This is a genomic window from Peribacillus sp. NPDC094092 (assembly GCF_050279365.1).
Lineage (GTDB): Bacteria > Bacillota > Bacilli > Bacillales > DSM-1321 > Peribacillus.
Map to the genome: position 1 here is coordinate 841,141 of NZ_JBNNUC010000002.1, position 25,180 is coordinate 866,320.

Sequence of the window (25,180 nt, forward strand, 5' to 3'; positions counted from 1 at the left end):
GAAATACCATGTTTGGCAGAACATACTTCAATGGTGAAGTGACAGAAGCAGCTATTGGTGAAAAAGTAACATTAAAAGGATGGGTACAAAAACGCCGGGATTTGGGCGGGGTCATCTTTATCGACCTTCGTGACAGAAGCGGAGTCGTCCAAGTCGTTTTCAATCCTGACATCTCGGCAGACGCGCTGGCCACAGCCGAAAAAATCCGTAATGAATACGTCCTTGATATCCAAGGAACGGTCATCAAACGTGATGAAGCGAACTTCAATCCGAACGTAACAACAGGGACGGTCGAAGTTCAAGCTGAAAACGTTACAATTTTAAACGAAGCAAAGACCCCTCCATTCATCATTGATGAAAGAACGGATGTATCAGAAGACATCCGCTTGAAATATCGTTATTTGGACCTGCGTCGTCCAGCGATGTTCGAAACGTTGAAAATGCGTAACCAAACAACAAAAGCGATCCGTGATTACCTGGACGGAGAAGGCTTCCTTGATATCGAAACACCTATCTTAACGAAAAGTACACCTGAAGGAGCACGTGATTATTTAGTGCCTAGCCGTGTACACGAAGGTGAGTTCTATGCACTTCCGCAGTCACCGCAAATCTTCAAGCAGCTATTGATGGTATCCGGTTTCGAACGTTATTATCAAATTGCCCGCTGTTTCCGTGATGAAGACTTACGTGCTGACAGACAGCCCGAATTCACGCAAATCGATATTGAAACAAGCTTCATGAGCCAAGAGGATATCATTAACACCGCTGAAAACATGATGGCTAAAGTGATGAAAGACGTAAAAGGATTGGATGTAACACTGCCATTCCCTAGAATGACATACAATGAAGCGATGGGCCGTTACGGTTCCGACAAACCGGATACACGCTTCGGAATGGAACTGAAAGATGTTTCCGAAATCGTCAAGGACAGTGATTTCAAAGTGTTCACAGGCGCTGTCGAAAGCGGCGGACAAGTGAAGGCGATCGTCGTTAAAGACGGAAATGCGGATTATTCCCGTAAAGATATTGATGGATTGGCTGAATTTGCAGCGATTTACGGTGCAAAAGGCCTTGCATGGCTGAAAGTGGAAGAAGACGGCGTAAAAGGGCCGATCGCGAAATTCTTCGCAGAAGATCAAGAGCAATTAGTATCCGCAGTCGAAGCAGAAGTGGGCGATCTAATCTTATTCGTCGCGGATAAGAAAGGCATAGTCGCCGATGCACTTGGAGCACTTCGCAACAAGCTTGGTAAAGAAAGAGGCTTGATCGATCAAAGCAAATTCAACTTCCTATGGGTGACGGACTGGCCATTATTTGAATATGACGAAGATGAAGGACGCTACTATGCAGCACACCATCCATTCACAATGCCATTCCGTGAAGACATGGACAAATTGGAATCAGACCCAGCAAGCGTCCGTGCACAAGCATATGACCTTGTCTTGAACGGCTACGAACTTGGCGGTGGATCACTGCGGATATTCGAACGCGACGTTCAGGAAAAAATGTTCAAAGTACTTGGATTCACCGAAGAAGAAGCAAACGCACAATTCGGCTTCCTGATGGATGCATTCGAATACGGAACACCTCCACACGGCGGGATCGCCCTTGGACTGGACCGCATGGTCATGCTGCTCGCGGGCCGCACGAACCTTCGCGACACCATCGCGTTCCCGAAAACAGCAAGCGCAAGCGACCTGCTCGTTGACGCACCAAGCACTGTAAGTGACAAGCAATTGGCTGAACTTAACCTAAGACTAGCTGCACTTAAAAAGTAATTCATTTGGCAAAAATATGAAAAAATACCTAGGTGTTTTTTCTTGAAACAGAGTTAAGCATTATGATATGATGTCTTCAATAAGTAAGAGTCCTGATGTGTTCGTTCTTTAACCTATAAGTTTTGACCGAACACTTATAGTTACCGGGAGCACTAGTTTCCTGGCCGCGTAAAAGCCTCCTTCGAAGAGGACTTACAAACGCGAGGAACCGAGCACCCACCTGCGGAGAGCGGGTTCAAAACAAAGGCGTAAACGGCACAATTGGGACTTTTACACTTTACAAAGCAACTCATGTTAAACAACATGGGTTTTTTTGTGCGTCAAAAAAGTGAATCCACGAGTAAATACCCCAAACTCACGAAAAAACTAAAAAACCATCGAATAAACTTCAAATATTCTCAATTAAGTAACATTCCGCAATATAGATTCGTAAATTATAGTAAGGTTGAGCAATAGTCAGCCAAGGATAGAAAGTAGTGAGGGCTTTGAAAGATTTATTGTATGCAAAGAGGATGGAAATGCTTCAATTGGTGGAGCGGCTAGTGAATATAGATAGTGGTTCTCATACGAAAAAGGGTATTGATGAAATTGGATCGATTTTAAAAACGAAATTTGAAAGTCTGGATTTTATTGTGAATACCGTTGAGCAACAGAATTATGGCAATCAGCTGGTCATCCAGCATCGTGATGCGCAACAACCGCATATTCTGGTCGTCGCCCATATGGATACGGTCTTTCCGGAAGGCACAGCGCAAAAACGTCCTTTTAATGTGAAAGGAAGTCGGGCATACGGTCCTGGCGTAGCGGATATGAAGTCCAGTTTGGTTGAGCTTTTTTATGCGATCCTTTGCTTGAAACAGACGGGGCAGACAGGCTATAAGCATATCCAAATCGTTCTTAATAGTGATGAGGAAATCGGATCTCCTTCGTCCGCTTCGCTCATATCGGAAAAAGCGGCCAATAAGAAGTTCGCGTTAATTCTTGAACCGGCTAGGACGGATGGATCGCTTGTCACGGCAAGAAGGGGCTGCGGTCAGTTTAAAGTGGATATCGTCGGGGTGGCCGCCCATTCAGGAATCGAACCGGAAAAGGGACGAAGTGCAATTGAAGAATTGGCCCATAAAATCATCGCCTTACACCGATTGAATGATCAACAGAAAGGAATCAGCGTCAATGTCGGCATGATTGAAGGAGGGTCCGCTGTCAATACGATCGCTTCCCATGCGGCTGCTTTTGTGGATGTGCGGATTTCGGAAAAAAGGCAGGAAGGCATCATTCTCAAGCAACTGAAAAAAATCTGTGCCGAAACCTATATTTCAGGAACGAAAACGACATTAAGCGGGAAAATGGACCGGTCTCCCATGGAAAAGAATGAGAAAACGAACTTGCTTTTAGAGACGATCCGTCAGGCTGGGAAGGAAATCGGCATCGAAATCACGGATACGGCCACGGGTGGAGGTTCGGATGCTTCCATTACGTCAGATTTGGGAATCGCGACAGTGGATGGACTCGGGCCAATTGGAGGCAATGCACATAGTGAAGAGGAGTATTTGGAAATTCCAAGCCTGACGGAAAGGACCCTTCTATTGGCAACCGTCATTCAAAAATTATCAAAAATGACCTAGTGCACCAATTCCGATTAGACTGCTCATATTTCGCTTGTCATTAATGATGTTTATGATATATTGTTAATTGGGAAGCTAAATAAGAACAGAATTTATTGGAGTTGAATATATATGCTGCATCAGTTTTCACGAAATGAATTGGCAATAGGCAAGGAAGGAATCGATATACTGAAAAACACGACCGTTGCTGTCCTAGGTGTTGGAGGCGTTGGTTCATTTTCAGCCGAAGCATTGGCACGTACAGGGGTAGGACGTATTATTCTTGTGGATAAAGATGATGTCGACATCACAAATGTAAATAGGCAGATCCATGCCCTATTATCAACAGTCGGTCAACCGAAAGCCGAATTGATGAAAAACCGCATTCAAGACATTAACCCCGACTGCGAAGTGATCGCGCTTAAAATGTTCTACACGGAAGAGACGTTTGAAGAATTCTTCAGTTATGGCCTGGACTATGTCATTGATGCATCGGATACGGTCATTTATAAGATCCATGTGATGAAGGAATGCCTGAAACGGAATATCAAGGTGATTTCAAGCATGGGGGCCGCTAATAAGATGGACCCGACGCGTTTTCAAATTGCCGATATTTCCAAAACGCATACCGATCCGCTTGCCAAGGTCATTCGTACTAGGTTGCGTAAAGAGGGCATAACAAAGGGAATTCCCGTTGTTTTCTCCGACGAGAGCCCTATTGTCATTCGTGAGGATGTCCGGAAAGAGGTCGGCAATGATGAGGCAAAAATCCGTAAAGCGCAAATGCCTCCGTCCTCGAATGCTTTCGTCCCATCCGTTGCGGGCTTGATTGCAGCAAGCTGGGTGGTCAATGATATATTGAAAGACATTGAAGTTCGCCGTGTAAACGATTGATAAAAAGCAACTGACTCTATAATGGGTCAGTTTTTTTTTGTCGAATAGTAGATATTCCTTTTAATAACTTTTTTATCCATATCATATAGACGGGGTCGAAAGAATGAGATAAACTATTTTCAGAATATTATTTTTATTCAGATATTCTATTCGTTTAAAAAGAACACACAAAACAAGGGGGTTTCAAATGAAGAAGAAAAAGCTAGCAGGAGTGTTTCTATCACTTTCATTGGTTGCAGGGGCGCTGGCAGGTTGTAGCGGCGACTCGAAAACTAGCAGTTCAGGCGGAGGTTCATCCAAATCGGGTGACACGATTAAAATTGGGGCCAACCTTGAATTGTCCGGAGGTACGGCATCATTCGGCCAATCGGCCGCAGATGGTTTGAAACTGGCCATCGATGAGATTAATAAAGAAGGCATCGACGGTAAAAAACTGGAAATCGTTAAGGTTGATAATAAATCAGATGCAGCGGAAGCTACAAGCGGTTCGATCAAGTTAGTCAGCCAGGACAAGGTTGTGGCTGTAGTCGGATCTGCAACAAGCACGAATACATTGGCACAGGTTCAAGTCGCTCAAGATAATCAAGTTCCTCTACTCACACCAACTGCAACAAATCCCGACATTACAAACAAAGCTGGAAAATTAAATGATTATGTGTTCAGAACTTGCTTCATCGATCCATTCCAAGGTACGGTGGCAGCCAATTTCGCATCTGACGAAATAGGGGCAAAGACGGCTGCGATCTATGTGGATAGCGCAAGTGATTATTCTAAAGGACTGGCCGCGGCTTTTAAAAAAGCGTTCACTGCCAAGGGCGGTAAAATCGTGGCAGAAGAAGCTTATGTAACGAAAGATACTGATTTCCGCTCTACATTGACACGTATCAAATCAGCAAAACCGGAGTTCGTTTTCCTTCCTGGTTATTATGAAGAAGTCGGATTGATCTTGAAACAGGCACGTGAAGACGGCATAGACCTTCCATTCATGGGCGGGGACGGCTGGGATTCCCCGAAGGTCGTTGAAATCGCCGGAGCGGATGCTTTAAAAAATACCTATATCACGAATCACTATTCCCCGGAAGATGAAGAGGCCAAAATCCAGGATTTCGTTGCAGCCTTCGAAAAGGAATACGGTAAAACACCGGATGCCTTTGCCGCACTTGGCTATGACACTGGGTACTACCTGGCCGATGCCATCAAGAGATCTGGAGATGCTTCCCCTGAAAAAATCAGACAAGCATTGGAAGATGTCAAAGATCTTCAATTAGTTTCCGGAACACTGAACCTTGATGAAAACCATGATCCGATCAAATCGGCGACCATCCTGGAATATGTAGATGGCAAACAAACGTTCAAGACAAAAATCAATCCATAATACCTTACGTGGATAGGGGGCAAGTTCCCCCTATTCTATATTCACTTAAAAAACACCTTAACGGGGAGAGTGCAATATGGAACTGATTCAGCAATTGGTAAATGGGATTTCACTCGGAAGCATTTATGCTTTGATCGCGCTTGGTTATACGATGGTATATGGAATCGTCAAGCTCATAAACTTCGCCCATGGAGACGTATTCATGGTCGGTTCATTTGTAGGGTTTTACGCCATTACCGTAATGGACTTATCCTTCATCCCGGCTTTATTGCTTTCGATGGTCACATGTGCCGTCTTTGGCGTTTTAATTGAACGCATTGCTTATAAACCCCTTCGTAATGCAACACGGATTGCGGCCTTGATAACGGCCATCGGTGTTTCCCTTCTCATAGAAAATGGGCTGATTTACATCCGGGGCGCCCAGCCGGAAGCCTATCCAAATAATGTCCTTCCGATGGATAAACTCGATATATTGGGAGTTTCCATCAGCAGTCAATCGATATTGATCTTATCTGTTTCCATCATATTGATGATCATCCTACAATTCGTTGTCCATAAAACCAAAATCGGCAAAGCGATGCGCGCCGTTTCATTCGATTCCGAAGCGGCAAAGCTGATGGGAATCAATGTGAATAATACGATTTCAGCCACGTTCGCCATAGGTTCTGCACTGGCAGGGGCGGCTGGTGTCATTTTTGGAATCTACTATATTAAAATCGAACCATTGATGGGTGTCCTTCCTGGCCTTAAAGCATTTGTTGCAGCCGTCCTGGGCGGCATCGGCATCATTCCGGGAGCGATGGTCGGCGGTCTGCTGCTTGGAGTGATCGAAGCTTTGGTCAGTGCAGCCGGTTACTCATTATGGCGCGATGGTGTGGCTTTCGTCGTACTTATCTTGATTTTGATTTTCTTGCCGCAAGGACTGTTCGGTAAAAATAAAAGAGAAAAAGTATAGGGGAGACATGGCGATGACTACTTTAAAGAATTCAAAGGGTTTTTGGCTCTCGATCGTGCTCGCACTTATTTTTTTCGGAATCATGCAGTACACCATTACAAACGGTATCCTTAATCCATTTTATATCAACACGCTCATGTTCATCGGCATCAATATCATGCTGGCGACAAGCCTTCATTTAATCATTGGAATAACAGGACAGTTCTCGATCGGACATGCAGGTTTTTTAGCGGTGGGGGCCTATGCTTCCGCAGTCATCACCATGAAGCTGGAACTTCCTTTCATCCTGGCTATTGTGGCAGGGGGCGTCATCGCCGCAGTTGCGGGTATGGTGATCGGAATTCCCAGCTTGCGTCTGAAGGGGGATTATTTGGCGATCGCTACGCTTGGATTTGGGGAAATTGTCCGGATCGTCCTTTTGAATATTGACTATGTAGGCGGGGCAAGCGGGATGCAGGTATCCCATCTGACCACTTGGCCATGGGTCTTTGCCTGTGTCATGATCACCATCTTAGTCATAAGGAATTTCACCAATTCGACTCACGGGCGTGCATGCATATCCGTAAGGGAAGATGAAACGGCGGCGGATGCGATGGGAATCAATACGACCTATTATAAAGTGGCGGCTTTCGTCATCGGAGCTTTTTTTGCCGGAATTGCCGGATCGCTTTATGCCCATAATTTTTATATTATCCAGCCATCGAATTTCGGTTTCCTGAAATCCTTCGATATACTGATTTTCGTCGTACTTGGCGGTCTTGGCAGTCTTTCAGGCTCGGTTTTGGCCGCAATCCTCCTGACGATCGTGACGACATTCCTTCAGGATTATCCGGAAACGAGGATGATCATCTACAGTCTTGTCCTGATCCTGATGATGATTTTCCGCCCGCAGGGTTTAATGGGAACAAGAGAAATCACATCATTGTTCAAACATAACAAAACGAAAGGGGGCAAAAAGGATGGAAGCCACAATACCGTTGCTTAAAGTAGATTCGGTAGGTATCCGTTTTGGCGGATTGAAGGCGGTATCCGATGTGAACGTCGAATTATTTCCAGGGGAACTAGTAGGCTTGATCGGACCGAATGGAGCTGGGAAAACGACCTTCTTCAATTTATTGACGGGTGTGTATGTCCCGACAGAAGGAACGATTGCCTTGAACGGGGAAAATCTTAATAAGCAGCCGCCATATAAAATTACCCGGAAAGGGATTTCGAGGACCTTTCAAAATATTCGCCTCTTCAGTGAGCTATCCGTGATCGATAACGTGAAGGTTGCTTACCACTCGCTTGCCAAGCATGGAATTGCAAGCTCCATATTCCGGGTGCCGGGACACTTTTTTGGGGAAAAGGAAATGAATGAAAAGGCACTGGAATTTTTGAAGATATTCAACCTTGACCACTTTAAGGATGAAAAAGCGAAGAACCTTCCATACGGACAGCAAAGGCGGCTGGAAATTGCCCGTGCTCTTGCCGCCAATCCGAAACTTCTTTTACTGGATGAACCGGCAGCCGGGATGAACCCGCATGAAACGAAAGAATTGATGAACCTCATCGCTTTTATCCGGAGGGAATTCAATCTTACCGTTTTGCTCATCGAACATGATATGTCATTGGTCATGGGGGTATGCGAACGAATTTATGTCCTTGATCATGGACAGCTTATCGCTCATGGAAAACCGGAAGAAATCCGCAACGATCCAAAAGTTATCGAGGCATATTTAGGGGAGGAGGTTTCCTGATGCTGAAAATAGAGGACATCAATGTTTATTATGGAAATATCCAAGCGTTAAAAGGGGTTTCCATGGAGATAAACGAGGGGGAGATCGTGACTTTGATCGGGGCGAACGGAGCGGGAAAAAGCACGTTGCTCAAAACGATATCCGGCCTGTTGAAACCAAAGCAAGGAAAAGTTCTGTTCGAAGGCAATCCGATCGGAGGGAAAGCTGCCCAGTCCATCGTGAAAATGGGCATATCCCATGTACCTGAAGGGCGCCGTGTCTTTGCTAACATGACGGTTGCCGAAAACCTGGAGCTTGGGGCCTATTTGCGAAAAGACAAAGAGAACATTAATAAAGACATGAAAAACGTCTATGAGTTATTTCCGAGACTGCTGGAGAGAATCAAACAGCAGGCTGGCACGCTTTCAGGCGGAGAACAGCAGATGCTTGCAATGGGCCGGGCTTTAATGGCAAAACCGCGTTTATTATTGCTCGATGAACCGTCGATGGGCCTTGCACCGCTTTTGGTAAAGCAAATATTCAACATCATCCAGGAAATCAGTGAGTCCGGCACGACGATCCTTTTGGTCGAGCAAAACGCCAACCTTGCTCTATCCATTGCAGATCGGGCTTATGTCGTTGAAACGGGCCGAATCGTCCTCTCGGGCAATGCCGATGAGCTCACTTCAAGTGAAGAAATAAAAATGGCCTATTTAGGAGGCCATTGAACCGCCGTTTGGCAGTTTGAGTGTGTAGACAAAAGGAGTATTATGTTGTTAAGTAGCATTGTTGTTTTTCAGGCATTAAATAGGGGAACGTCCGATATTTGGACGTTCCCCTTCTTATTCCATTAAAAGCTGCGTTTCGCTGCCCAAGCTCCTTGCATTTTACTTAGGAATACAATTTGCCCAATATGATATGCGTCGTGCATGGCTAAACTCTTCAATTCAAGCACTAATGAATGATCTTCTCCTGGGACCTGTCTATACAAATCTTCATGTTCTGATTTTGCTAGTATTTTTCCAAGTTCACGATGAACATAAAAGTATTCTTGTTTTGTTTCCTTCCAATTTTCTAACGTCTCAGTTGGTAATCGAAATGTAGAATCATTATTATCTGCCTGTGGTTCATTCGCTGTTTCACCAAGAAATCGCACTAGGAATCTTTTTTCATAGAAAAGTAAATGACAAACTAATTCCCAAATGGAATTCATTGCCCCGTCAGCCGGTTTCCAAATTGCCTGTTCAAAAGTGATATCCTCTAGCACTTTTTCAAGTGGTGGAAACCAGTCCTCTTCATCTAAGCAGCTTGCCCATTGCTGTAACAAAAGTGTTTTTACATCCATTTTCTATCCCCCTCATTTAATTTCCTTTGGTCAAAATTCATTTGCGCATGGCAGATAGCTCACTAATTAAAGTGTCATGCCAATTCCTTGTTCAATTTGCATTTGGAAAATTCTGATAATATCAGTTTATCATACGTTGTGTTAACTAAGAAAGAACAACTATCTAAAACAAACGCCATTTGGCGGCTTTTTGATTGATATGCATAATATGCAGGGAGATAAAAGCAGGGGATATTCATGCATGATTTTATACATCCAGTATAGTATTATTCAATTTTGATATAGGAATTAAGACTAAAAAACAACAAAAAAACTGGGTTTAATTCCCTATCAATATACTTGTATTTTGGTAAAAATGTAATTAATAGGATGAGGAAAATAAGAAAATGAATAAATTTTTTTCAGCAATAATTAAAGAATTTACAATATCAATATAATTAAATTATCAGTTTTTTCTGATTATATCTGCTGTTTTCTCAATATTTAAAATATATAAAGATAAAAATGATATAGTACTCCCTGTGAAAAATATCCTATTTACCGAAATCTTCTCACAATTATTGTATAGACGGAATGAAAATTATGCGGTAAACTATTTTTCGAAATATTAATTTAATTTGAAACATTTCATCTAATCAAATTTTTCTGAGGCATCTTGAATAAATATGCATGCATCAGAGCTTGATTACAAAATGGGGGGATTATTTATGAAAAAGAAAAAGTTAGCAGGTGCATTTCTTTCTCTAACACTTGCTGCAGGAGTGCTGGCTGGTTGTTCCGGCTCGGGTTCATCAGAAAAATCAAGCGGGGATGGAGATACGATCAAGATCGGTGTCAACCTTGAATTATCTGGCGGAGTAGCCTCATATGGACAATCGATTGCAGAAGGCCTGGAGCTTGCTACTGCAGAAATCAATAAAGAAGGCATTGATGGTAAAAAAATCAAACTAATAAAAGTCGATAATAAATCTGAAGCATCTGAAGCGACAAGCGGAGCGATCAAGCTGACATCACAAGATCAAGTTGCGGCGATCGTCGGTGCAGCGACAAGCACGAACTCGATTGCACAAGTGCAGATTGCCCAAGATAATAAAGTGCCGGTCATCTCACCATCTGGTACAAGCCCTGAAATCACTTTCAGCAAGGATAAATTGAACGATTACATTTTCCGGACAAGCTTCATCGATCCGTTCCAAGGGACGGTAGCTGCGAATTTCGCCACTAAAGAAATCAAAGCGAAAAGTGCAGCCATCTATATTGACAGCGCAAGTGATTATTCAAAAGGGTTAGCCGCAGCCTTTAAAGAACAATTCGAAAAAAATGGCGGTAAGATCGTGGCTGAGGAAGCTTACATTGCGAAGGATACTGATTTCCGTTCCACATTGACTCGTTTGAAATCGGCAAAACCTGATTTCATTTTCCTTCCTGGTTACTATGAGGAAGCTGGTCTGATCGTGAAGCAGGCACGCGAAACTGGTCTTGACGTTCCATTCATGGGCGGCGACGGCTGGGATTCTCCTAAGCTAGTTGAAATTGCCGGTGCAAAAGCTCTAAATAACACGTTCATCACGAACCATTATTCTTCAGGTGACCCTGATGAGAAAATTCAGAATTTTGTGTCAGCGTTTAAAGCGAAGTACAAAGATAAATCCCCGGATGCATTTAACGCTCTAGGATATGACACAGGATACTTCCTTGCAGACGCGATTAAACGTGCTGGTTCAGCGGATTCAGAAAAAATCAAAGAAGCGCTGGAAAAAACGAAGGACCTTGAGCTTGTAACAGGTACATTCACATTGGATGAAAAACATAATCCAATCAAATCGGCTACCATCCTTGAATTTAAAGAGGGAAAACAAGTATTCAACACAAAAATCAATCCTTAATTTCGGAGAAAAACTCCAACATTTCGCCGGCCCTTCGTCAATATGAAGGTGCTGGCGAATTCTCATTTTCAAAGCATACCAGGTCGCTGAACTTCCCCATTATGGAATGAAAAGAGTCTGGACTAATCACTCATAAAATTAGATTTTCAAGGAGAGTCGAACATGGAATTGATACAACAGTTAATAAACGGGGTTTCACTAGGAAGTATTTATGCCCTTATCGCTCTCGGATATACGATGGTTTACGGGATTGTTAAATTGATAAACTTCGCACATGGCGATGTATTCATGGTCGGCTCCTTCGTTGGGTTTTACTCGATAACGGTTCTTGATCTGTCATTCATTCCCGCCCTATTAATCTCGATGACGGTCTGTGCGCTGTTTGGGGTTTTGATCGAGCGTATCGCGTACAAGCCATTGCGTAATGCAACACGTATTGCGGCACTTATCACTGCGATCGGTGTTTCCCTTTTGATCGAATACGGATTCATCTACGTCCGCGGTGCACAGCCGGAAGCTTATCCGAATGATGTATTGCCGACAGAAAAGTTCGATATTTTTGGAGTTTCCATCAATAGTCAATCCGTTTTGATTTTTGGAGTGGCAGTCGTTCTAATGATCATCCTACAAATCATCGTTCATAAATCAAAAATAGGAAAAGCGATGCGTGCCGTTTCCTTCGATGCGGATGCAGCTAAGCTGATGGGTATTAATGTCGATAACACGATTTCTGCCACCTTTGCAATCGGTTCCGCATTGGCTGGGGCAGCAGGCGTCATTTTCGGTATTTACTATATTAAGATCGAACCGCTCATGGGTGTGCTTCCGGGATTGAAGGCATTCGTTGCCGCCGTACTTGGAGGGATCGGGATTATACCGGGCGCGATGGTCGGTGGCTTATTGCTAGGTGTCATCGAAGCTTTGGTCAGCGCCGCCGGTTACTCATTATGGCGTGATGCTGTAGCCTTCGTCGTACTGATTCTTATCTTGATTTTCATGCCACAAGGCTTATTCGGTAAAAACAAAAAAGAAAAAGTATAGGGGAGACAAAGCAATGACTACAATTAAGCGAGCAAAAGGTTTTTGGCTCTCGATTTCACTATCATTGATCTTTTTCGCCGTAGTTCAAGTGTTAATCGGCGGCGGATCGCTAAATCCTTTTTATCAAAATACGCTCATGTTCATCGGAATCAATATCATTCTGGCAGCGAGCCTGCACTTGATCATCGGGATAACCGGGCAGTTCTCCATCGGGCATGCCGGATTCCTGGCAGTCGGTGCCTATGCTTCAGCCGTTATGACGATGAAGCTGGAAATGCCATTTTATGCGGCATTGATAGTCGGCGGTTTGGCGTCAGCATTGGCCGGATTGATCATCGGAATTCCAAGCTTACGCTTAAAAGGTGACTACCTGGCGATTGCGACCCTCGGTTTTGGGGAAATCGTCCGGATCATGCTTTTGAATATCGATTATGTCGGCGGGGCGAGCGGCATGCAGGTTTCCCATTTGACCACTTGGCCGTGGGTATTCGCTTCCGTCATCGTTACGCTCATCGTCATCCGGAACTTCACTAGCTCGACCCATGGCAGGGCCTGCATATCGATCCGCGAGGACGAGACGGCTGCCGATTCGATGGGAATCAACACGACGTATTACAAAGTTGTCGCGTTTGCCATCGGTGCTTTTTTTGCCGGTATTGCCGGAGGGCTTTACGCTCATAACTTCTATATCATCCAGCCATCGAACTTCGGATTCCTGAAATCATTCGATATTTTGATCCTAGTGGTACTTGGCGGCCTTGGAAGTCTTTCCGGTGCCGTATTGGCCGCGATATTACTGACGGTAGTCACGACATTCCTGCAGGATTATCCGGAAACGCGTATGATCATCTACAGCCTTGTGCTTATCGTGATGATGCTCTATCGTCCGCAAGGTTTAATGGGGACAAAAGAATTAACATCCATGTTCAAACGTAAAGGAGGAAGCAGCCATGAAAAAAATAAAAACACCGCTGCTTAAAGTCGATTCAGTCGGCATCCAGTTCGGGGGGCTTAAAGCCGTTTCTGATGTTAACGTCGAGTTATATCCAGGAGAACTGATTGGCTTGATCGGGCCGAACGGCGCTGGAAAAACAACTTTCTTTAATTTGCTGACAGGAGTTTACGTCCCGACGGAGGGCACCATTTCCTTGGAAGGTGAGAACTTAAGAAAACTGCCTCCATATAAAATCACGCAAAAAGGAATCAGCCGGACATTCCAGAACATTCGCTTATTCAGTGAACTATCCGTAATCGATAATGTTAAAGTGGCCTATCATTCGCTTTCGAAGCATGGCATTTTAAGTTCGATCTTCCGCATGCCGATCCATTTTAAAGGCGAAAAGGAAATGGATGAAAAGGCGATTGAATTCCTGAAGATCTTCAACCTTGATCAATATAAGGATGAAAAGGCGAAGAACCTGCCATATGGTAAACAAAGGCGTCTGGAAATCGCCCGCGCACTTGCAGCCAACCCGAAACTGCTTTTGCTGGATGAACCGGCTGCAGGGATGAATCCCCAGGAAACGCACGAACTCATGAACCTGATTGCCCTCATCCGTGAGAAATTCGATTTGACCGTTTTATTGATAGAACATGATATGCCGCTCGTCATGGGTGTTTGCGAACGCATATATGTACTCGATCACGGACAACTGATCGCTCAAGGAAAGCCAGAGGAAATCCGTAACAATCCAAAAGTCATCGAGGCCTATCTGGGCGAGGAGGTTTCATAATGTTAAAAATCGAGGACATCAACGTCTATTATGGAAACATTCAAGCCTTGAAAGGGGTCTCGCTTTCTATTAATCAAGGCGAAATCGTGACCCTTATCGGGGCGAACGGAGCCGGGAAAAGCACGATGCTGAAAAGCATTTCCGGCCTATTAAAACCAAAACAAGGGAAGATCATCTATGAAGGGCAATCCATCGGCGGAAAAGCAGCACAATCCATCGTGAAAATGGGCATCTCCCATGTCCCTGAAGGCCGGCGTGTCTTTGCTAACATGACGGTTGAAGAAAACCTTCAGCTTGGTGCTTATTTACGCAAAGATAAGGCCGGCATCAAGCAGGATATGGAGAAAGTCTATGAATTATTCCCGCGTTTGCTAGAGCGCCTGAAACAGCAATCCGGAACCCTTTCCGGCGGGGAACAGCAAATGCTCGCAATGGGCAGGGCCCTCATGGCCAAGCCCCGGCTCCTGTTATTGGACGAGCCATCGATGGGACTCGCTCCATTATTGGTGAAGCAAATCTTTAACATCATCGAAGAAATCAACAAAACAGGTACGACGATCCTGCTTGTCGAACAAAATGCCAACTTAGCCCTATCCATCGCGGACAGAGCCTATGTTGTCGAAACCGGCCGAATCGTCCTATCAGGAAAATCAGAGGAACTGACCGCAAGCGAAGAAATCAAGAATGCCTATTTAGGTGGACATTAAACCGTTTTATAGAAATGGACTGCAGGCAAACCCGAGGAAATCGGGTTTGCCTGCAGTTTTTTTTGAGGAATTGTTGATTTCAGAAATCCCCTCCCTTTCCGCTGACTGTCTGCCGAGCCACATCAAAGCAAGCGGCTGTGGTGTCTCGGCAACCCAGTAATTCGGCAGGAGTGTCGCAAATTTACTCAATCTAGTGTTTCATCCTTATAAAAAGTAAAATGCATGAATTCGGGGGGAGATACTTCGGCACCCTTTTTTGGACAAAAGTGTTTTTATCTGAATAAGTTGATTGGAACGGAAGGTACGAGACTCCTGCGGGAAAAGCGAGTCAAAGGGAGACCCCACAGCCACATACGCGAAGCGTCGAGGAGGCTCCCGGACCGCCCGCGGAAAGCTAGTGCCTGGAGCGGAAATCAAAGTTTTTTGTATTTTAAATAAGTTATCTTTACTAGATAAAAAGGTTAGTAAATCCAAATCAGACGGTATACAATCTAGTTAGGAATAATAGTAGAATTGGTTCATGATATAACCTCATCGATAGCTATTCTTAATCATATTTTTGGAGTGATTGTATGCACAAACTTATTCAGGTTTTATTGCCGGTATTACTGCTGTTTATGATTCTGCCAATCTATCAGCCAAATGCTGCATCTGCAGAAGAGACCCCGCAATCTGATGGTGTCATCGTCAAATATAAAGAGACGGACGATGAGCCGATCAATGAGTTGATAGAGAAGGTGGAGGTTCCTAAAGGGGAAACGACCGACAACGTGATCGAGGAACTCGAAGAACAGAAGAATGTCGAATATGCAGAACCAAACTATCTTTTCAAGAAGATGGAAAGCCCGAACGATCCAGCTTACATAGACCAATGGCATCATAAAAGGCTTGGTACGAGTGCAGCGTGGACAAAAACAATGGGATCGAAGGAATTGATCGTGGCAATCATTGACGACGGCATCGACCGCAACCACGAAGATTTAAAGGGGAAGATCGTCAATGCCTATGATACGATAAAAAATCGGAAGCATATCGTACCAAAAGGGGCGCATGGAACGCATATCGCAGGCATCATTGCCGGTTCTGCGAACAACGGCATAGGCGGAACGGGCGTTGCCCCGAATGTTAAATTAATGCCGATCAATGTCTTTGATGGAGAGTATGCCGATACGGCAGATATCATTGAAGCGATACATTATGCCGTTCAGCAAAAGGCAAACATCATCAACATGAGTTTAGGAGACACCAGTTATTCGGAGGCCTTGAATAAGGCCGTCCAGGAAGCCTATAAAAAAGGCGTACTGATCGTCGCCGCTGCCGGGAATGAAGGGGATATGGGGAAAAAAGTACAGCGTGTGTACCCAGCCGCATTCAGCCACGTCATTTCCGTTGCTGCCACTGACTCAAGGGACAGGCGTCCCAGTTATTCCAACTACCATTCAACAGTCGATATCGCGGCCCCAGGGGATGATATCCTTTCAACCTTGCCATATGGTAGATACGGCTGGATGAGCGGAACATCGATGGCCACGCCGATGGTGGCGGGTGTAGCGGCACTGATTTGGTCCAATGAACCCAAACTCAACAAAACGGAGGTCGAATACCGCCTCTATGATTCAGCGGTGGACCTAGGTGCAAAAGGGAAAGATATATACTATGGAAACGGGCGGGTCAATGCCAAAAAAGCACTCGAGATGAAGACGCTGACCAAACCGGCCGTGACCGCGATATCCGATAAGGACACCAAAATCAATGGGAAAATCCCAACTGATTTTAAAACGGGGACCGTCTCCATTTATACAGCTAACAAACAACTCGCCACAGTGAACATCAACGGCGAAAAAACGTTTACGGCGACAATTGCAAAACAAACGGCCGGCACGATCATCTCTACTAGGCTAATCGATAAATCGGGAAATAAAAGTATACCCGTTTCATTTAAAGTGGCAGATAAAACGGCTCCTGCAAGGCCGTCCGTAAATACGGTAGGTGACAATACCGTTAAAGTAACCGGCAAAGCGGAAGCGGGATCATCCGTCACAGTAAAAGCCGGCAGTACGATTCTAGGCAAAGCAAATTCCAACAGCGCAGGGAATTTCACCGTAACGATGTCAAAAAAACAAAAAGCCGGAAAAGTCCTATCCGTTACAGCAACCGATAAAGCAGGAAATGTCAGCTCAATCAAAACCGTGACCGTCGCAGACAAAACAGCACCAAGTAAACCGACAGTCAACACGGTAACGACAAAAACGACAAAAGTAACAGGCAAAGCAGAAGCCAACTCCACGGTATTCATCAAAGCATCAAAAAAAGTGATCGGCTCTGCCACAGCAACGGCAAAAGGCACATTCTCGGTTAAAATCCCGAAGCAAAAAGCCGGGCAGAACCTATATATCCATGCCAAAGACAAAGCGAAAAACGTAAGCGAATCAAGAAAAGTAACCGTCAAAAAGTGATAGAAAAACAAGAACAGCTCCCATACTCAAATTGGGGGCTGCTCTTATATCAATCTCTATTTCCGTACATCAATTCCGTGCTACGGCTGTAAAGTTCAATGATATTGCCGAAAGGATCTTCACCATATAGTAAATAATAGGGCTTGTTCTCCCAAGTATTCCATATATCGCTTCGCTTTCTTCCGCCAGAAGCAGCAATATCATCAGCCAGCTTTTCGATATCATCCGCTATTAAGCAAATATGGAAAAAGCCCTCATAACTGCGACTCTCACCTTTAGGCATCCTCGGCTCCACAAACTCAAAAGCTCAATCCCCACTCCATTATCCGCCATCAAATGGGCATTACGCATCTTTTTTAACATCATCACCAAGAAGATCATTCGTCATATTATGTTTATTCTCCGCACCTGCATTAAACGAATAGGGACCCGCCAATAACCTGAATCCCAACACCTGCTCATACCACTTGATCGCAGCATCAAAATCAGATACAGCCAAGCCTATATGAGTAATTGACGTCATATGTATCCCCCCTGATAATAAAATACCCTAGTAATGTTAGGGGCAAACGGCATCTTTTTGGACAAAAAAAAGAAGCAATAGCCAATATTGCTTCTGGTTTACATATATCGACTTCATGAAATTCTTTAAATCTCACCCTCTTCAAGCCTCCTATTATACTCAACTTTACTAATTAATCCCTTGGCATTACAAGTAAGGCAATCTGTATAAATATCGTAAGCACCTGTACCTGCACAAACATGGCATTTAACATGAGTTTCCGGTATATCCTTATGCATGAATGAAAAAACTTTTCCAATATACTGAAGAATAATCATTCCCAAAACTCCTTTTTTTTCTATCATACAACTAAAAAGAGCGAAGGAAACAGGGAATACAATAACATTACTTAAAACAAATAAAACCATAACATAGTTTACATGGGGTTAAAAAATGGGCTGACAAAAAAAGAACATCCATAAAGATGTCCTTTAATATGTCATTACTTCATTTTTCTTAAAATCCATACGTAAGCCACTATTGAAATCCCCACAGAGACTGCTGCCATTATGTAAATGCTTATATACCCGAAAAGATAGCCGATTTGTCCGAAGAGGATGGCACCGAAACCGATTCCAAGATCAAAGAAGGAATAGAAAGTGGCATTGGCCATGCCTTTTCTATTTCGGGCAGCGTGTTCAAGAGACCACGCTTGAAGAGCCGGTTGGACAGCACCGAATCCAATGCCATAAAGTATTGCTGCCAAATACAGAATCATGTTACTTGGCAGCCAGGCTAGCAACAGCATCGCCACTGCGATAAAAACAGTGGACGGAATGAAGACAGCTTGATGTCCTTTTTGATCATAGATCTTTCCAGCAAACATACGTGTGAAAATAAGCGCTAAAGCGTAAAGAAAAAAGTATCCTTGAATACCTGTCAGACCTTTTTCGATTGTATAAAGCGGTAAGAAGGTAGCAGTCCCGCCAAAAGTTACCGTAATGAAAAAAACAAGAACGGACGGGGCGACAGCGCTTTTTTCATAAATGTCATTCCTATTAGTACTAACTGGGGCAGGAACATGATCCACTTTTTTATACGTAATGGTTGAAGCCATGATCCAAGCTGCAAGAATTAATACTCCGCAAAATAAAAACAAATGTTGAAAGGTTAAAACATCCGCTAAGAAAAGACCGAATGAAGGACCAAAAGCCATCGCCAAATTACCCGATAAAGTGAAGTATCCCATTCCCTCACCCCGACGCTTTGCCGGGATAAGGTCGGAGGCAATCGTACCTGATGCCGTGGTCGCATATCCCCAGCCAATCCCTTGTACGATCCTTATGGCGCATAGAAGGAAAATACTCATCATAAATCCAAACGAACCAATCGATACAGCCAAAAGGGCTAGACCGAACAAGAAAACAAAACGCCTGCCTTTTATTTCCAAGGCCTGTCCAGCAAAAGGGCGGACAATCAGGGCAGAAAATAAAAACATCCCAGCAACCAACCCAATATACCGTTCATTCCCGCCAAGCTCCTTTACAAAAAGCGGAAGGGTCGGGGAAGTAATCTGAAAGGATAAAAAAACAAAAAAGTTAGCCAAGAAAATCATAATAAAATCACGCGACCAGATTTTATTAACAACCGGAAGCTCTTCTTTTAACAAAGGTACACCCATAACAGCCATCCTCCTTAATTGATAGTAATTATCATTCTCATTTTACTAAAGTTATGGAGAACAATCTATAAAAATTAAGTGATCATCTTAAATCTAAGTAATATTGACTAATAGTTAGCCCGTAAAAAATTTAGTAGAAACAAAAAATCGGGATGGAGTTCACTTTATATTCAGGAAACACAACACTCATGGTTTTATAGCGGATTTTCCATTAAAACATGTTCCTGCCTAAACAGAACCTTATGTAGAGCGGAAATAACTTAGAGTAAAAAACAACCATGCAGTTCTAATGGAAATTAATTAACAAGAGGATTATGGTAAAACTGTCGGATATTTGGGAGAGTTGTTAAGAAATCGTGTCATTATTATGAAATTTTAATTAAGGACCTTTTATTTACCATATATAAGGTATATTATTTGGGAAATGAGAGATTAAAGGAGTTAATTATGGGTAGATTTACAGAGGCTGTAATGGAGAGGGTAGAAGATTCTCTACATAATAGGAAGAAACCTATGGTTGTTAAATTAAATTCCGAACAACTTGATGAATTTATACGAAAATTCCCTGATGACGGAGAGTTTTTTGGTTTAAGCTATCACATTCAAGATGATAAGACGGTCACTTTTAACTATAATTCAGAGGGCAGACTTCTGGAAGTATTGAATTTGGTTAAGTGATTGCTGTTTTGAGTATCCAGTAGAAATGCTGGATTTTTTTGAAATAAAAAATCTTAATGAAATTTAGTGCGATCAAAGTCGAATGATGTAGAAGATAAAACAGCATCTGTGCAACCGACAGTAAATTTTGAAGCAGTACAAACGACAATAGTAAATGGCAAAGCGGAATAATCGTGGCTTTTACTCCAGAAACTCAAAAACCTCAATCCACACTTGATTATCCACCATCAAATGAGCATTACGCATTATTTTAACAGTATCACCAAGAAGATAAATCTTCATATAATGTTCATTCTCCATACTTGCATCAAACGAAGGAACCCGTCAATAACGTGAAACCCAACACATTCTCAGACCATTTAATCGTAGCATCCAAATCACACTGCCGATCCAATATAAGTAATTGCTGTCATATGTATCCTCTCTGATAATAAAATACCCTTTCAAGGTGAGGGACAAACGGGCACCGTTTTGGACAAAAAAAAGAAGCAATAGCCAATACTGCTTATAGATTACATATCGACCTCATGAAATTCTTTAAATCTCAGCCTCTTCAAGTCTCTTATTATACTTAATTTTACTTATTAATGCCTTGCATTGCAGGTAAGACAATCGGAATAAATATCGTAGGCATCTGTACCTGCACAAACACGGCATTTAACATGGGTTTCCGGTATATCCTTTTGCATGAATGAAAAAACTTTTCCTATATGCTGCAGAATAATCATTCCCAAAACTCCTTTTTTTCTATCATACAACGAAAAAAAGAGAAGGAAACAGGGAATACAATTACCTTACTTAAAACAAATAAAACCACAACATAGTTTACATGGGGTTAAAAAATGCGTGATAGGTGTATTGTTTTTTTTGTTGGGAACTTTTAAAAATAGACCTTGTGCTTTTTGAGAATACGATAACTGTTCTATAAGATCATTTCATTTTTTCATAATGAAGGACAAAAAACGTAGAAACTAGGTGCGGAAAATTTTTAATAGATGTACCAAGTTATTAAGTAAGTTATTAAGACACGCAGAGAGAAGTAATATAAAAAGCCCCTGATTCCAGAACAGGAGCTTAACCTTTAATAGCTATTAGATATCATGGAATGGACAATGGGGGGTGATAGAGTCGAGAATAAAAGTTTAGTCATTAATTAACTCTCTAGTCCAAGTTATACTTTTTTTCTTAATACTTGCAGGCGTTCCAACAGCTAAACTATTCGGTTCAATGCTCTTGCTAACCGTGGCACCAAACCCTATTACGCTGTTATTACCAATGTAAGCACCTTTCCAAATTCTACAACTGTTCCCCAACCATACGTGGTTACCAATATATATATTAGATGCTTTATTTGTTCTTTTATTATTTTCTAAAGAAATTATACTATGTGAATCAGTAGTTCTTATTTCTATATTGCTTGAAAGCATGCAATCTTCACCTAATTCAATATATTTTCCCTCCCCGGAATATATTTTTGCTCCTCCTATGGTCGTTTTGTCCCCAATCTTAATCTTTCCTGATGTTTGTGTAAATGATATATTAGTATTATTAACTTGGCATTTTTTACCAATTGATAAATCGTGATCATTACCAATAATTAATATAGAACAATTTCTTAAATCTGATAGATTTCCAATTTTTATAGAGTTATTGTTCCCCACAATTTCTATTTTTGTTTTTAATAAATAAGCCCCTTGAAAAGATACCTTATTGTTAATTCCTTTATTTTTTAGTTTAACTCCGTAACAATTATATATTCTTGATGCTAATTTATTAAACGTACTATTATTTCGAAAATTTTTTAGTGATTTTGTTATCAAAATAGACATCCCCTTATTATTGAGTTATTTTAATTATAACCACAAAAAGATAAAACTGTTGATAATTTATTGATATGGATAAACTTTTGCCAAGTTTCGAAAATGCAATATGAGGGATTATTGCTTTCTTCTTGATTTGTAGTGTACTAAGCTATTAGTATTATTATTACTACGCTCTTTCTTTCACATACTATATGTATACTAAAAGTCGAAAACTATAGAAGTGTGCTTGTTTTTTTCTTTTGATTAAACTGTTGTCCATAATAAAACCCACTAAGAATTAAATTAGTGAGTTTTTATGCATTAATAGTATCTTGGGGTATCGTCATAAATTACAAGACCCGAAATCACAAGACTAATTGGATTATTAGTATTATTTTTAATAGTTAGTCCTCTACTATCTCTATAAAAACAAACTTTTCCTAAAGCGTCGGTTTTAGAGAATATGTTATCACCATTCATTATGATTTCCCCTAGTACATGTTTGTGAATAAAACTACACCTGTCACCGTGACTGTGCTTTATTGCAGTTAATTCAGAATACTTATAATAGCCATCAACATCGAATAGATGAAATGGTTCTGATGGATTTAATAAAATGTCGCCGTTAACTTTTATTAAGCATTGTTGATCAATTAGTTTGGTAGCATCTTTATTTATAGAAGTTTTTTGCAAGGGGACTGCTTCATAGAGAAAATTAATATTATTTGTTATATATTCCCTTGTGATTTTAGAGTTCTGTGAAACGTATACCTTCGATGGGGGAGATAAATTATCGTTTTGTTGAACAGTTTTAACATCAACAACTACATTTTTTGATGCTATACCTATCTCAATGGCATCTTTTGATGAATGTCCAGAAATAATGTTATTTGATAAATTCAATCCGTTTATTGAATCGATAGTAAAAATTGCCTTCAATCTTTCACTACTTTGATATCCAATTTCTGTTGGATTCGTTACTGTTTGTTTAAATTCATTGTTTATAATTGTGACATTATTAAATACATAGTTCCCAACACCTATGTTTTCAATAACTGATTTATTGGTAGCGAACCTAATTGCAGGGTATTGGTATGGACCTAAATTTGTATTTAAGGTTTTACAATTTTCAATTAATATATCATACATTACAGGTTTCACAATCCAAGAAGTACCATTGCCCGTAGTTGCTTCTATTTTTTCGTTTACGAATTGTATGAAATTACGATTGTAGTTAGATGCTAAAATATTTTTTATGGTTACACTTTTCAAATAAGAATGTGCAGTTAAAAAACAATTAGATGAAATAACACTTGGTGAATCCGAACCTCTTGCGGTAATATTTTCGATTACCACGTTTTCGCAATCATACAGCATTACGCCATGATCTCTCTCTTTATTAACCCCTCGAATCATATTTCCGTTCGATAATCTAAATCCCTTTCCGATGTTCTGAACGTTATTAGCGAGATTTAGATATCCTGCAAAGTGGTAACCTTCACAATCTTTGTTAGTAAAGTTTGAAACTGCTATGTTCTCACAGCAGTTGAAATAAGCAGTTCTTTCACATGCTCTTTCACAGTATACACTGGAAATGATCGCGTCTTTAACTTGTTCGAACATAAATAAATTTGAACCATTAGCTTGAGAATATTGTTCTTTTTGTTCTGGAGTATTAATTAAAGAAATATTATTGAAATATAAATTTGAATGGCTATTTTCAGAAGTTATTTGTTCTAGCATATTACCTGTGCTTGTTATATAAAATCCAGTTTGAACATTATTGAAGTGTATTGAATTGAAATAATTATTTATGGGACCAAAACCACGTAAAGTAAAACTCGTCCTAGCACCACTTATATTGATATTATTAAAATATGAGTCTTTAATATATCCATAAATTAAAGTTGAACCTCGGGTATCTCCTGAAGGGCTAGCATCAGTAAAATATTTAATATTATCAAATGAACAATTACTTATAAATACATCACTACGAAATAGGGCTCTAGTATTAGTAGTATTAGTAACAGAAGAATTTGATTTTATTGTTGCTTTTGATAATACAAATCCATCCTCCATTATAATTGATACGTCTTTTGCAAATTCTATCGTTGTATCCTTTATACTCTCACCGACTATTCCTTTTATTTTTATGTTTTGAGGAAGCTTATTTATAATGTAATGCCCTTTTGGAAAGTAAAGGATATTGTTTTGAGAAATCGCTTGTAATATAGCTAAACTATCGTCAGAAACTCCATTACCAATAGCACCAAACGTTTTGACATCAATCACAACATATCCTCATTTATAAGTAAATAAGAAACTCTGCTCTTTTTTTTTGTAAACATAAAACCATTCCTTTTTCTAATAATTATTTGATTTAATATACAATATTAAAAATACTCTTCATTTGCTTGTACTTTCTTATGATTTCAAACCTTAAATTATAAATGACTGATTTTTAAATTCCTCGATTTAATTCAACCATTACTAAAGTCAAAGAAAATTCAGTTTGGAAGTTATAACTAGTAATTACATATGAAAATAGCTTGAGAAAACAGGGAAAGGAGATAGGAGATAGGAAGAAATAACAAGAGAGAGAAGCGATAGTACAAAGTTCGAATTGTGAAAATAAGGATAGTTAAGAAGCGATATTCATGAACACTAAAATATTTTTTATACAAAATCTGATATATTTTTTTAGTAAACATCATATCAACGCCACAAAAAGTGTTGCTGGGTGATGTAGAAATTTTTTTGTAAATGCTGCAAAAAAAAATAAAACCAGAATATTGAATTAAGTGGATTATGTAGGACAAAAAAATGGAAGTATTTGAGTAATAAAGAGGGGATTAGCTAAGCTAAATTTACATTTAAGTTGAGTTGGAAATATTGAAAGTAGTATATAGGAGACATAAAGAATCTGGTTAATGGTACTAGATTACATTTATCTATTAATAAAAAAGGAAAAGGGGGTAAATTCTCTTTTCCTCCTTTAGGTTAAGGGTGTCAATTAAAGATCAAA

General features: G+C 41.1%; 22 protein-coding genes, 1 other RNA gene and 1 pseudogene. 16 read left to right on the top strand and 8 right to left on the bottom strand.

Annotation, left to right across the window (positions count from 1 at the left end; all coding sequences use genetic code 11):
• Positions 1–8: 8 nt before the first annotated feature.
• The 9 genes from aspS (at position 9) to ACQKNS_RS13090 (ending at position 9,052) form a co-directional block, all read left to right on the top strand.
• The gene (gene aspS, locus ACQKNS_RS13050; RefSeq protein ID WP_427643414.1) at positions 9–1,778 is read left to right on the top strand and encodes an aspartate--tRNA ligase; all 1,770 of its coding nucleotides are present in this window, start codon (positions 9–11) and stop codon (positions 1,776–1,778) included.
• Between the two features lie 86 nt (positions 1,779–1,864).
• Positions 1,865–2,050, top strand: a non-coding RNA gene (ssrS, locus tag ACQKNS_RS13055) — 6S RNA.
• A gap of 204 nt (positions 2,051–2,254) precedes the next feature.
• Entirely contained in the window at positions 2,255–3,403 is a 1,149-nt protein-coding gene (locus ACQKNS_RS13060; RefSeq protein WP_427643416.1) for a M20 family metallopeptidase, read from the top strand.
• Positions 3,404–3,514: 111 nt separating this feature from the next.
• Positions 3,515–4,276 carry a tRNA threonylcarbamoyladenosine dehydratase gene (locus ACQKNS_RS13065; RefSeq protein ID WP_427643418.1) on the top strand — a complete coding sequence of 254 codons (762 nt, stop codon included), beginning with the start codon at positions 3,515–3,517 and terminating at the stop codon, positions 4,274–4,276.
• 187 nt (positions 4,277–4,463) lie between these two features.
• Entirely contained in the window at positions 4,464–5,651 is a 1,188-nt protein-coding gene (locus tag ACQKNS_RS13070; RefSeq protein ID WP_427643420.1) for an ABC transporter substrate-binding protein, read from the top strand.
• Between the two features lie 76 nt (positions 5,652–5,727).
• Entirely contained in the window at positions 5,728–6,606 is an 879-nt protein-coding gene (locus tag ACQKNS_RS13075; protein WP_427643422.1) for a branched-chain amino acid ABC transporter permease, read from the top strand.
• A 13-nt stretch (positions 6,607–6,619) separates the two neighbouring features.
• Positions 6,620–7,591, top strand: a complete 972-nt coding sequence (locus ACQKNS_RS13080) for a branched-chain amino acid ABC transporter permease (RefSeq protein WP_427643424.1) — start codon at positions 6,620–6,622, stop codon at positions 7,589–7,591.
• Positions 7,566–8,345, top strand: a complete 780-nt coding sequence (locus ACQKNS_RS13085) for an ABC transporter ATP-binding protein (RefSeq protein ID WP_427643426.1) — start codon at positions 7,566–7,568, stop codon at positions 8,343–8,345. The genes ACQKNS_RS13080 and ACQKNS_RS13085 overlap by 26 nt, the downstream gene beginning before the upstream one ends.
• On the top strand, positions 8,345–9,052 hold the full coding sequence (locus tag ACQKNS_RS13090; RefSeq protein WP_427643427.1) for an ABC transporter ATP-binding protein: 708 nt from the start codon (positions 8,345–8,347) through the stop codon (positions 9,050–9,052). Before ACQKNS_RS13085 ends, ACQKNS_RS13090 begins: the two co-directional genes overlap by 1 nt.
• Before the next feature lie 122 nt (positions 9,053–9,174).
• On the opposite strand, the gene ACQKNS_RS13095 is transcribed toward ACQKNS_RS13090, so the two are convergent.
• Positions 9,175–9,669, bottom strand: coding sequence for a DinB family protein (locus ACQKNS_RS13095; protein ID WP_427643429.1), 495 nt, complete (start codon positions 9,667–9,669; stop codon positions 9,175–9,177).
• Positions 9,670–10,376: 707 nt separating this feature from the next.
• Here ACQKNS_RS13095 and ACQKNS_RS13100 point away from each other — a divergent pair.
• The 5 genes from ACQKNS_RS13100 (at position 10,377) to ACQKNS_RS13120 (ending at position 15,036) form a co-directional block, all read left to right on the top strand.
• The gene (locus ACQKNS_RS13100) at positions 10,377–11,555 is read left to right on the top strand and encodes an ABC transporter substrate-binding protein (RefSeq protein ID WP_283931989.1); all 1,179 of its coding nucleotides are present in this window, start codon (positions 10,377–10,379) and stop codon (positions 11,553–11,555) included.
• Between the two features lie 162 nt (positions 11,556–11,717).
• The gene (locus ACQKNS_RS13105) at positions 11,718–12,596 is read left to right on the top strand and encodes a branched-chain amino acid ABC transporter permease (protein ID WP_076365042.1); all 879 of its coding nucleotides are present in this window, start codon (positions 11,718–11,720) and stop codon (positions 12,594–12,596) included.
• Between the two features lie 13 nt (positions 12,597–12,609).
• Entirely contained in the window at positions 12,610–13,575 is a 966-nt protein-coding gene (locus ACQKNS_RS13110) for a branched-chain amino acid ABC transporter permease (RefSeq protein ID WP_427643432.1), read from the top strand.
• Positions 13,547–14,329 (top strand): ABC transporter ATP-binding protein, encoded by a 783-nt coding sequence (locus tag ACQKNS_RS13115; RefSeq protein ID WP_034308746.1) that lies wholly within the window; start codon positions 13,547–13,549, stop codon positions 14,327–14,329. The genes ACQKNS_RS13110 and ACQKNS_RS13115 overlap by 29 nt, the downstream gene beginning before the upstream one ends.
• Positions 14,329–15,036 (top strand): ABC transporter ATP-binding protein, encoded by a 708-nt coding sequence (locus ACQKNS_RS13120; RefSeq protein ID WP_427643433.1) that lies wholly within the window; start codon positions 14,329–14,331, stop codon positions 15,034–15,036. The genes ACQKNS_RS13115 and ACQKNS_RS13120 overlap by 1 nt, the downstream gene beginning before the upstream one ends.
• Before the next feature lie 6 nt (positions 15,037–15,042).
• Here the strand turns inward: ACQKNS_RS13120 and ACQKNS_RS13125 are convergent, their stop codons facing one another.
• Positions 15,043–15,225 (bottom strand): hypothetical protein, encoded by a 183-nt coding sequence (locus ACQKNS_RS13125; protein WP_427643435.1) that lies wholly within the window; start codon positions 15,223–15,225, stop codon positions 15,043–15,045.
• A gap of 383 nt (positions 15,226–15,608) precedes the next feature.
• Between ACQKNS_RS13125 and ACQKNS_RS13130 the strand changes: the two genes are divergently transcribed.
• Positions 15,609–17,492: a S8 family serine peptidase gene (locus tag ACQKNS_RS13130; protein WP_427643437.1), complete on the top strand. Its 1,884-nt coding sequence runs from the start codon at positions 15,609–15,611 to the stop codon at positions 17,490–17,492.
• Positions 17,493–17,541: 49 nt separating this feature from the next.
• Here ACQKNS_RS13130 and ACQKNS_RS13135 read toward each other — a convergent pair.
• From ACQKNS_RS13135 to ACQKNS_RS13145, 3 genes and pseudogenes are all read right to left on the bottom strand, one after another.
• A pseudogene (locus ACQKNS_RS13135) lies at positions 17,542–18,015 on the bottom strand (VOC family protein).
• Positions 18,016–18,140: 125 nt separating this feature from the next.
• On the bottom strand, positions 18,141–18,332 hold the full coding sequence (locus tag ACQKNS_RS13140) for a hypothetical protein (RefSeq protein WP_048681418.1): 192 nt from the start codon (positions 18,330–18,332) through the stop codon (positions 18,141–18,143).
• 164 nt (positions 18,333–18,496) lie between these two features.
• Positions 18,497–19,675, bottom strand: a complete 1,179-nt coding sequence (locus ACQKNS_RS13145) for an MFS transporter (RefSeq protein ID WP_427643439.1) — start codon at positions 19,673–19,675, stop codon at positions 18,497–18,499.
• 447 nt (positions 19,676–20,122) lie between these two features.
• On the opposite strand from ACQKNS_RS13145, the gene ACQKNS_RS13150 reads away from it, so the two are divergent.
• On the top strand, positions 20,123–20,353 hold the full coding sequence (locus ACQKNS_RS13150; protein WP_427643441.1) for a hypothetical protein: 231 nt from the start codon (positions 20,123–20,125) through the stop codon (positions 20,351–20,353).
• A 584-nt stretch (positions 20,354–20,937) separates the two neighbouring features.
• Here the strand turns inward: ACQKNS_RS13150 and ACQKNS_RS13155 are convergent.
• From ACQKNS_RS13155 to ACQKNS_RS13165, 3 genes are all read right to left on the bottom strand, one after another.
• A complete protein-coding gene (locus ACQKNS_RS13155; RefSeq protein WP_427643443.1) occupies positions 20,938–21,081 on the bottom strand; it encodes a hypothetical protein in 144 nt (47 codons plus the stop codon).
• A 414-nt stretch (positions 21,082–21,495) separates the two neighbouring features.
• On the bottom strand, positions 21,496–22,173 hold the full coding sequence (locus ACQKNS_RS13160; protein ID WP_427643444.1) for an acyltransferase: 678 nt from the start codon (positions 22,171–22,173) through the stop codon (positions 21,496–21,498).
• 303 nt (positions 22,174–22,476) lie between these two features.
• On the bottom strand, positions 22,477–24,447 hold the full coding sequence (locus ACQKNS_RS13165; protein ID WP_427643446.1) for a glycosyl hydrolase family 28-related protein: 1,971 nt from the start codon (positions 24,445–24,447) through the stop codon (positions 22,477–22,479).
• Positions 24,448–25,180: the final 733 nt, after the last annotated feature.

Bases quoted from the DNA above. Each gene is read 5' to 3' on its own strand.
- aspS (WP_427643414.1), top strand. From the start codon at position 9: ATGTTTGGCAGAACATACTTCAATGGTGAAGTGACAGAAGCAGCTATT.
- ACQKNS_RS13065 (WP_427643418.1), top strand. From the start codon at position 3,515: ATGCTGCATCAGTTTTCACGAAATGAATTGGCAATAGGCAAGGAAGGA.
- ACQKNS_RS13070 (WP_427643420.1), top strand. From the start codon at position 4,464: ATGAAGAAGAAAAAGCTAGCAGGAGTGTTTCTATCACTTTCATTGGTT.
- ACQKNS_RS13075 (WP_427643422.1), top strand. From the start codon at position 5,728: ATGGAACTGATTCAGCAATTGGTAAATGGGATTTCACTCGGAAGCATT.
- ACQKNS_RS13080 (WP_427643424.1), top strand. From the start codon at position 6,620: ATGACTACTTTAAAGAATTCAAAGGGTTTTTGGCTCTCGATCGTGCTC.
- ACQKNS_RS13085 (WP_427643426.1), top strand. From the start codon at position 7,566: ATGGAAGCCACAATACCGTTGCTTAAAGTAGATTCGGTAGGTATCCGT.
- ACQKNS_RS13090 (WP_427643427.1), top strand. From the start codon at position 8,345: ATGCTGAAAATAGAGGACATCAATGTTTATTATGGAAATATCCAAGCG.
- ACQKNS_RS13095 (WP_427643429.1), bottom strand. From the start codon at position 9,669: ATGGATGTAAAAACACTTTTGTTACAGCAATGGGCAAGCTGCTTAGAT.
- ACQKNS_RS13100 (WP_283931989.1), top strand. From the start codon at position 10,377: ATGAAAAAGAAAAAGTTAGCAGGTGCATTTCTTTCTCTAACACTTGCT.
- ACQKNS_RS13105 (WP_076365042.1), top strand. From the start codon at position 11,718: ATGGAATTGATACAACAGTTAATAAACGGGGTTTCACTAGGAAGTATT.
- ACQKNS_RS13110 (WP_427643432.1), top strand. From the start codon at position 12,610: ATGACTACAATTAAGCGAGCAAAAGGTTTTTGGCTCTCGATTTCACTA.
- ACQKNS_RS13115 (WP_034308746.1), top strand. From the start codon at position 13,547: ATGAAAAAAATAAAAACACCGCTGCTTAAAGTCGATTCAGTCGGCATC.
- ACQKNS_RS13120 (WP_427643433.1), top strand. From the start codon at position 14,329: ATGTTAAAAATCGAGGACATCAACGTCTATTATGGAAACATTCAAGCC.
- ACQKNS_RS13130 (WP_427643437.1), top strand. From the start codon at position 15,609: ATGCACAAACTTATTCAGGTTTTATTGCCGGTATTACTGCTGTTTATG.
- ACQKNS_RS13140 (WP_048681418.1), bottom strand. From the start codon at position 18,332: ATGATTATTCTTCAGTATATTGGAAAAGTTTTTTCATTCATGCATAAG.
- ACQKNS_RS13145 (WP_427643439.1), bottom strand. From the start codon at position 19,675: ATGGGTGTACCTTTGTTAAAAGAAGAGCTTCCGGTTGTTAATAAAATC.
- ACQKNS_RS13150 (WP_427643441.1), top strand. From the start codon at position 20,123: ATGGGTAGATTTACAGAGGCTGTAATGGAGAGGGTAGAAGATTCTCTA.
- ACQKNS_RS13155 (WP_427643443.1), bottom strand. From the start codon at position 21,081: ATGATTATTCTGCAGCATATAGGAAAAGTTTTTTCATTCATGCAAAAG.